Origin of the sequence: Allofournierella sp. (assembly GCF_048388525.1) — a bacterium.
Taxonomy (GTDB): Bacteria; Bacillota; Clostridia; order Oscillospirales; family Ruminococcaceae; genus BQOK01.
In genome coordinates this window covers 1-7,340 of the sequence record NZ_DBGCTQ010000028.1, presented here as the reverse complement: position 1 = coordinate 7,340, position 7,340 = coordinate 1, and the positions used below count along the sequence as shown (strand labels likewise).

The 7,340-nt window shown below is 61.2% G+C and carries 7 protein-coding genes; 3 read left to right on the top strand and 4 right to left on the bottom strand.

Annotation, left to right across the window (positions count from 1 at the left end; all coding sequences use genetic code 11):
* The 3 genes from ACMLHZ_RS02485 to cysK form a co-directional block, all read right to left on the bottom strand.
* Window positions 1-1,946 (bottom strand): DNA translocase FtsK (locus ACMLHZ_RS02485; RefSeq protein WP_418666229.1); only part of this gene is annotated, 1,946 nt, incomplete at its 3' end.
* A 171-nt stretch (window positions 1,947-2,117) separates the two neighbouring features.
* Window positions 2,118-2,831: a ClpP family protease gene (locus ACMLHZ_RS02480; RefSeq protein WP_177566127.1), complete on the bottom strand. Its 714-nt coding sequence runs from the start codon at window positions 2,829-2,831 to the stop codon at window positions 2,118-2,120.
* 126 nt (window positions 2,832-2,957) lie between these two features.
* Window positions 2,958-3,890 (bottom strand): cysteine synthase A, encoded by a 933-nt coding sequence (gene cysK / locus ACMLHZ_RS02475; protein WP_418666228.1) that lies wholly within the window; start codon window positions 3,888-3,890, stop codon window positions 2,958-2,960.
* Window positions 3,891-4,342: 452 nt separating this feature from the next.
* On the opposite strand from cysK, the gene epsC reads away from it, so the two are divergent.
* The 3 genes from epsC to ACMLHZ_RS02460 all read left to right on the top strand — a co-directional run bounded on the left by epsC (window position 4,343) and on the right by ACMLHZ_RS02460 (window position 6,420).
* The gene (epsC, locus tag ACMLHZ_RS02470) at window positions 4,343-4,981 is read left to right on the top strand and encodes a serine O-acetyltransferase EpsC (protein ID WP_418666227.1); all 639 of its coding nucleotides are present in this window, start codon (window positions 4,343-4,345) and stop codon (window positions 4,979-4,981) included.
* 152 nt (window positions 4,982-5,133) lie between these two features.
* Window positions 5,134-5,772, top strand: coding sequence for a redox-sensing transcriptional repressor Rex (locus ACMLHZ_RS02465; protein ID WP_418666226.1), 639 nt, complete (start codon window positions 5,134-5,136; stop codon window positions 5,770-5,772).
* A 30-nt stretch (window positions 5,773-5,802) separates the two neighbouring features.
* A complete protein-coding gene (locus ACMLHZ_RS02460) occupies window positions 5,803-6,420 on the top strand; it encodes a thymidine kinase (protein WP_418666225.1) in 618 nt (205 codons plus the stop codon).
* Between the two features lie 135 nt (window positions 6,421-6,555).
* Here the strand turns inward: ACMLHZ_RS02460 and ACMLHZ_RS02455 are convergent, their stop codons facing one another.
* Entirely contained in the window at window positions 6,556-7,197 is a 642-nt protein-coding gene (locus ACMLHZ_RS02455) for a V-type ATP synthase subunit D (protein WP_418666224.1), read from the bottom strand.
* Between the last annotated feature and the right edge of the window lie 143 nt (window positions 7,198-7,340).

The following is a 7,340-nucleotide window of genomic DNA, read 5'->3' as shown; positions in this document are numbered from 1 at the left end:
GCCACGATCAGGTGCATGCCCGCCGCACGGACTTTCTGCGCAATGCGGCAGATATAGTCCTCCACTTCTTTGCCCGCCACCATCATCAGGTCGGCCAGCTCGTCGATCACAATGGCGATGTAAGGCAGCTTTTCCATGCCCTCGGTCTCAGCCGCCATGCGGTTGTAGCTCTTGATATCCCGCACGTTGTTCTCGGCAAACAGGTGGTAGCGCCGCTCCATCTCAGCCACGGCGCTGCCCAGCGCGCCCGCCGCCTTGCGGGGCTCGGTGACCACCGGCATGAGCAGGTGCGGGATGCCGTTGTACTCGGCCAGCTCCACCACCTTCGGGTCGATCAGGATGAGCTTCACGTCCTCCGGGCTGGACTTATACAAAAAGCTCACAATGATGCTGTTCACACACACCGATTTGCCGCTGCCGGTGGAGCCGGCGATCAAAAGGTGCGGCATCTTGCACAGGTCGGCCACCTGGGCGTTGCCCGCAATATCCTTGCCCAGCGCCAAAGTCAGGGGCGAGGCGCTTTTGGTGTATACCGGCGACTCAAAAATGCAGCGGATGCCCACCGGGCTTGATTTGCGGTTCGGCACCTCCACGCCCACGGCGGGCTTGCCGGGAATCGGCGCCTCAATGCGCACCCCCGCCGCCGCAAGGTTCAGGGCAATGTCGTCGGCCAGGCCTGTGATGCGGCTGATCTTCACGCCCGCCAGGGGCTGCAGCTCGTACCGCGTCACCGAGGGGCCGCGGCAGATATCCAGCACGCGGGTGCGCACTCCAAAGCTCTCCAGGGTGCTCACCAGCAGCTCGGCGTTTTTTTTCAGTTCTTCCTCCACGCCCGCGTCGTCTGCCGCAGCCATGCGCTGGAACAGGCTCAGCGGAGGGTACTGGTACACATTGGGCTGTGCCTCGGCCGCAGGCGCCATGACCATCTGGTCGTTTTTGCCCGGCAGCACCACCGCGGGGGTCACCGGGTCGGCGGGCAGGGTGCCCATAGCCTTCTGCACCAGGTCGTCCAGTTCGCTGGCGGCGGGCGTTTCCCCCGCAAGGCCCGCGGCAAACTCCTCTGCCGTGGGGGCGGGCTCCTCCTCCAGCAAAATGGGGGTTTCAAACTCGGCCGCCGGGGCGGGCGCCTGCTGCGGCGGATACATGCCAAAGGTGCCGCCCGGGCCCACCAGGGGCTCCTCCGGTTCGGGGGCAAGGTCAATCTCCGCCACCGGCTCAGGGCCCAGGTCAATGTCCACCTGTGGCTTGCGGCCGCGGCGTTTGGAGGCGTGGGCAGGCTCAGGCGCCGGGGGCGGCGCATTCTTCGCCTGCTCCTCTTCAAAGGCCAGCCGCTCGGCGCGGGCGGCCTCCCGATCCTCTTTCCAGTCGCCCAGGCAGCGCTCGGCCATCTGCCACAAATCGCCCGGCGTTACCCCGGCAAACCACATGGTGGCCGCTCCCAGCAGCACCACCAGCAGAATGTTTGCGGCGGGGCGGCCGCAAAGCACCAGCAGGCTGCCGCCCACAACGCCGCCCAAAACGCCGCCGCCCAGGGCTCCCTGCCCCTGCTCGTACAGCAGCTTGACCATTTCCCAAAAGGTGTGATCAGCCAGCTCGGTGTGCGAAAACACCACCGCTGTGCCGCACACGAACATCATAAGTAACAGTGTTTTTGCGCACTTGCCCCAGATGGGCTTTGCAAGGGCCACCAGCACCGCCACATACAGCACCAGGGCCCCCAGCACATACATCCCCAGGCCAAACACGCCGAACAGCGCGCTGCGCAGCCACGCCCAAAGCGACTCGCCCTGTACAAAGATCATGGTCACCAGCACCGCGCCCACGCCAAACAGCAAAATGCTCCAGCTCTGGGCAATGTCCGGCTGGGGCCTGCGGCGGCTGGGCCTGCGGGCGGGCGGGCGCTTTGCCGCGCTTTTCTTCTGTGTGCTGCTCTTACTCTGTGCCATCTCTCTTTAACGTCCCTCTTCCCTGTTTTAAGCTCTGTAAAGCCTCTATCCTTTGCAGAAAATCCGTCTGCGTTCCAAGCTCATTAACTTATTTATTGTATCATCAACGCCTCAAATTGTAAAACCCCAATTTTTTGCCGGGTCGCCCCGAAACACGGCGAAAGCCGGGGCCTAGCCCCGGCTTTCGATCTGTTGGTAAAGGTATTGCAGCGCCTCGCCCAGCGAGCCCATCTGATCGATCAGGCCCTCTTTCACGGCCTGCTCCCCGGTCAGTACCGTGCCCACATCCATCACCAGTTCCCCGGTATGCATCATCAGCTCCACAAAGCGCTCCTCGCTGATGGCCGAGTGCCGCTCCACAAAGCCGGTGATGCGCTCCTGCATCTGTTCAAAATAGCGCATGGTCTGGGGCACCCCCAGCACCATGCCGGAATGGCGCACCGGGTGCACCGTCATGGTGGCGGTGGGCACAATAAAACTTCGTTTGCCGCTCACCGCCAGCGGGATGCCGATGGAGTGCCCGCCCCCCAGCACCAGGGTTGCGCTGGGCTTTGTGATCCCGCTGATCAGCTCCGCCAGGGCTAGGCCGGCCTCCACATCGCCCCCCACCGTGTTCAGAATCACCAAAAGCGCCTCAATATCCGGATCCTCCTCAATGGCCACCAGCTGCGGGATCACGTGTTCATATTTGGTCACTTTTTGGGTCTGCCCGGCCGAGGTATGCCCCTCGATCAGGCCCACCACGGTCAGGCAGTGGATGGCGTGCTTGCCCTTGGTGCGGATCACCGAGCCGGTGTCCATCATATATTCCTGCTCCAGCTTTTCCTGTTCCACCTGGGCGTCGGTGGGGTTCTCACTCCAGCCCTCGTTCGGTTCCTGGTTCATCTGCTCTTCTTTCCCCTTCCTTAAAGCATTCCTCCTTAAAAGTCTGCCTGATTTGAGCAGATTTATGCGGCCAAAACCAATCCTGCCGTTATCAAACCGCTTATAGGCCGCAAGCACCCCGCCGGCTCATTCCGGGAACAGGCCGGTGGAAAGATACCGGTCGCCGGTGTCGGGCAGCAGTGCAACGATGGTCCTGCCCTTGCCTTCCGGCCGCCGGGCAAGCTGGACGGCGGCCCACAGCGCCGCACCGGAAGAAATTCCCACCAGCACGCCTTCCCGGCGGCCCGTCTGCCGGGCCAGGGCAAAGGCGTCCTCGTCGGCCACCGGCAGCACCTCATCGCAGACCGTGCGGTCCAGCGCCGCGGGCACAAACCCGGCGCCGATGCCCTGAATGCCGTGGCTCCCCGCTTTCCCCCCCGAGAGCACCGGCGAGGCCGCCGGCTCCACCGCCACGACCCACACCGCGGGGTTCTGCTGCTTCAGGTACTGCCCCACGCCGCTGATGGTCCCGCCCGTGCCCACACCGGCAACAAAAATGTCCACCACGCCGTCGGTATCCTGCCAGATCTCCGGGCCGGTGGCGGCCCTGTGGGCCGCCGGGTTGGCCGGGTTCTCAAACTGGCCGGGAATAAAGCTGCCCGGTATCTGGCCGGCCAGCTCCCCGGCCCTTTCAATGGCGCCCTTCATCCCCTTGGCTCCCTCGGTCAGCACCAGTTCGGCGCCGTAGGCCTTCATCAGCCTGCGGCGCTCGCCGGACATGGTGTCCGGCATCACAATAATGGCGCGGTAGCCCCGGGCGGCGGCCACCATGGCCAGCCCAATGCCCGTGTTTCCGGACGTGGGTTCAATGATGGCCATACCCGGCTTCAGCACGCCCCGGGCCTCGGCGTCGTCCAGCATGGCTTTGGCCGCCCGGTCCTTCACCGAGCCGGTGGGGTTCAGATATTCCAGCTTGGCCAGCAGCCGGGCTTCCAGGCCGTAAAGCTGTTCCAAATGGGTCAGCTCCAGCAGGGGCGTGCGGCCCACCAGCTGGTCGGCGGATGTATAAATTCTGCTCATGTTTCTTCCCTCCAGGTTTGTTTTTTCTGTTGCTGCGCGCCCCTGCGGAAAAGGCGTTCCCCCGGCGGCAGGCGCAGCTGCGGGCAGGCAGACCCCGCGCCCGCAGGGCAAAGCCCCTTCCCCCGCCTGCGAATGATTGGCATTGTAATCTCTTTTGGCAGGCATGTCAAGAAAAATTCCACTTGACAGCCAGCCCAGCCCGGCGTATCATGTATAACCATAAACCAACTTTTCAGGAGACACTATCGCCATGAAGAACAGCTGGAACAGCAACGCGGCCTGTTGTGTGTGCACTTGTTTGTACACACTGTTTCGCCGTGCTTGTATACGCAGTGTTCTTTTGTGAACCGTCCGGTCTGCCGCGGCAGCCGGCAGGCTCCATTGAATTCAAAGCGGAAAGCACGCGTGTGCTTTCCGCTTTTTTCTTTTTTGAGTTTGAAGGAGGGCTTTTCATGAGCTTATTGAGCGATGCACGCAGCATCCAACACAAAGACCCCGCAGCCTCAAGTCTGGCGGAAGTGCTGCTGCTCTACCCGGGCTTTCACATCCTGCTCTTTCACCGGGCGGCTCACTTTTTCTACTGCCGGGGCCACCGGCTTCTGGCGCGTATGATCAGCCAATGGGGCCGGGGCCTCACCGGCATCGAAATCCACCCCGGCGCCCGCATCGGCAGCGGTCTGTTCATCGACCACGGCATGGGCGTCGTGATTGGCGAAACGGCGCAGATCGGCGCCAACTGCACCATCTACCACCAGGTAACGCTGGGCGGCACGGGCAAAAACACGGGCAAACGCCACCCCACAGTGGGCAGCAATGTGCTGATCGGCGCAGGGTGCAAAATTTTGGGGCCGGTCACCATTGGCGACAACGTGCGCCTGGGCGCAGGCAGCGTGGTGCTGAAATCCATTCCCAGCAATTCCACCGCCATCGGCATGCCCGCGCAGGTGGTGCGGCGGTACGGCATGCCCGTGCGCCCCAGCGACGATCTGAACCAGCAGGATTTCCCCGACCCTCTGCAGCGGCAGCTTGAACAGCTCCTTGGCCGCCTGCAGCGCCTGGAAGCGGGCGCCGGCCAGAATGCGGCTTCCTGACCGCTGTGAGAAACGCCTTTCGGTTTCTTTTAAGCCAAGTTTTTTTATTCAAGGGCGGCAAAGCATTGTGTTTGGTTTGACAAATGCCCCTTATATCTTATAATATATTAGAAGGTATATCCTGCAAATTTTTTGCAAAGACGGTGAATGAAATGAATCATCCGCAAGGGAAAGTTTCGCTGCCGGTCATTAAACGCCTGCCCAAATATTACCGGTATATTCTTGGCCTGCACCAGAGCGGGGTCACCAAAGTATCCTCCAGCGAACTGGCCCGCATGATGGGCACCACGGCCAGCCAGGTGCGGCAGGACTTCAATTGTTTCGGCGGTTTCGGCCAGCAGGGCATCGGCTACAATGTGGAAGTGCTTCTGCACGAGATCGGCCGCCTGCTATTTGGCGAGGGCGAAAAGCTGCCCACCATCCTTTTGGGCGCAGGGCGTTTGGGCGCAGCCGTATCGCGCTTTCTCACCATGGACGCCAACGGCTACAACCTTTTGGCGGTCTTTGACTCCAACGACGCCCTGGTGGGCAGGGACCTGGACGGGGTGCCCATCCATCACATCCGCGAGCTGGAGCGCTTTTGCACAGAGTACGGGCCCACCGTTGCGGTGCTGTGCGTCCCGCGCGAGGGGGCCAAAGAGCTTTCGGGCCGCCTTGTAGACCTGGGGATCCGCGGTTTCTGGAATTTCAGTCACTATGATCTCTCCATCCCCTACCCCGATGTAACGGTGGAAAACGCCCATTTGGGCGACAGCCTGATGAGCCTGGGGTATCGGCTGCGCAGCGAATAACAAACCAAAAGGACGGAGCGATCAAACGTCATGGCAAAACTGTATTTCCGCTACGGGGCGATGAACAGCGGCAAGAGCACCGCCCTCATGCAGGTGGCTTTTAATTACGAAGAGCGCGGTATGCGCGTGCTCATTTTAAAACCCAGCGTCGATACCAAGGGCGGCGAAATGCTGGTGAGCCGCCTGGGGGTCAGCCGCCCGGTGGACGTCGCGGTTCCCCCCGATATGGACGTGTTCGGGTTGGTGCAGCAAAATGCGGCACAGGGCGCCCGCCCCCTGGCCTGCGTCCTCACAGACGAAAGCCAGTTCTTCACCCCCCTTCAGGCCGAGCAATTGTTCCTGATCACGGTCAAGCTGAACATCCCGGTGATCGCTTATGGCCTGCGCACCGATTTTTCCATGAGGGGTTTCCCCGGCTCCACCCGCCTGCTGGAACTGGCGCATGCCATCGAAGAGATGAAAACCATCTGCGCCTGCGGCCGCAAGGCCACCTGCAACGGCCGCAGGGTAAACGGCGAGTTCGTGTTCGAGGGCGATCAGGTGGTCATCGATCAGGGCGGCGAGATCGAATACCAGAGCCTGTGCGCACAGTGCTATTTCAAGGCGCGGGAAGAATTTTATAAAAAACACCCGCATGCAGAGGGGTAAACTGCAAAAACAATTCAAAACAGGGGCAAAGCGCTTTTAACCGCGCTTCGCCCCTGTTTTTTTGAATCTGTTTTTGCCGGGCCGCTTCCCCATGGTTTCCGGCGGCCGCTCAAAAGAATGTAAAGTAAGTTTACTTTACAAGCTTTCCTGTGCCAGGGCCTGGGCCTCCTGCTTATCCTTTTGGCTCTTGATAACCTTCAGGCGGGAAAAATCCTCCCGCTCTTTTTCGTCCAGCACCTCGGCAATGTACTTGATGGTGCTTCCGAACTGGGGGATCATGATGTTGCTCAGCGCATTGGCGCGCTTCTGTGTTTTCTGAATGGCTCCCGCCAGCCGGTAAACGCTGCTCTCCACCTCGGCCAGCTCCACTGTCAGGCGTTTTACCTCGCAAAAGCGCAGGTACACATCGTCCAGCTGGCTGTTGGTGGAATCGAGCCCGTAGTAAAGGCCGGGGGTGCTGTCCTTAAGCTTTACAATGGGCAGTTCCACCCCCATCACGCTGCGGTAATCAAGGTCCAGCCCCTCTTCCACAGGCACGGTCTTTGCGTACTCGGCCACCACGCCCAGGGTGATGTTCGCCCGCTGCAGGGCCTTGTAAGCCCGGGAGTACGCGGTGGTGATCTCGTCCTGAATGGTGGCGGCCCGGTCGATGAGCTGCATCATTTCGCGCACCAGGATGTTGCGCTTGCGATCCATCAGGTCGTAGCCCTGGCTGGCCAGGGCCAGGCTTTTTTTCTGGGCCATAAGGTTCGATTTGGTCGGGAACACCTGTGCCATAACACAGCCCCCTTTCTGGCTTTATTTCGGGTCAATCGTTTTTAAACGCGCGGCGCAGGCCCAGCTCCCGCTGCTTGGGGTCGGCTTTGGGCTTGTAGAAGTGATCCAGCATCACCTGGTCCACCCGGTCCAGCTCTTCCTTG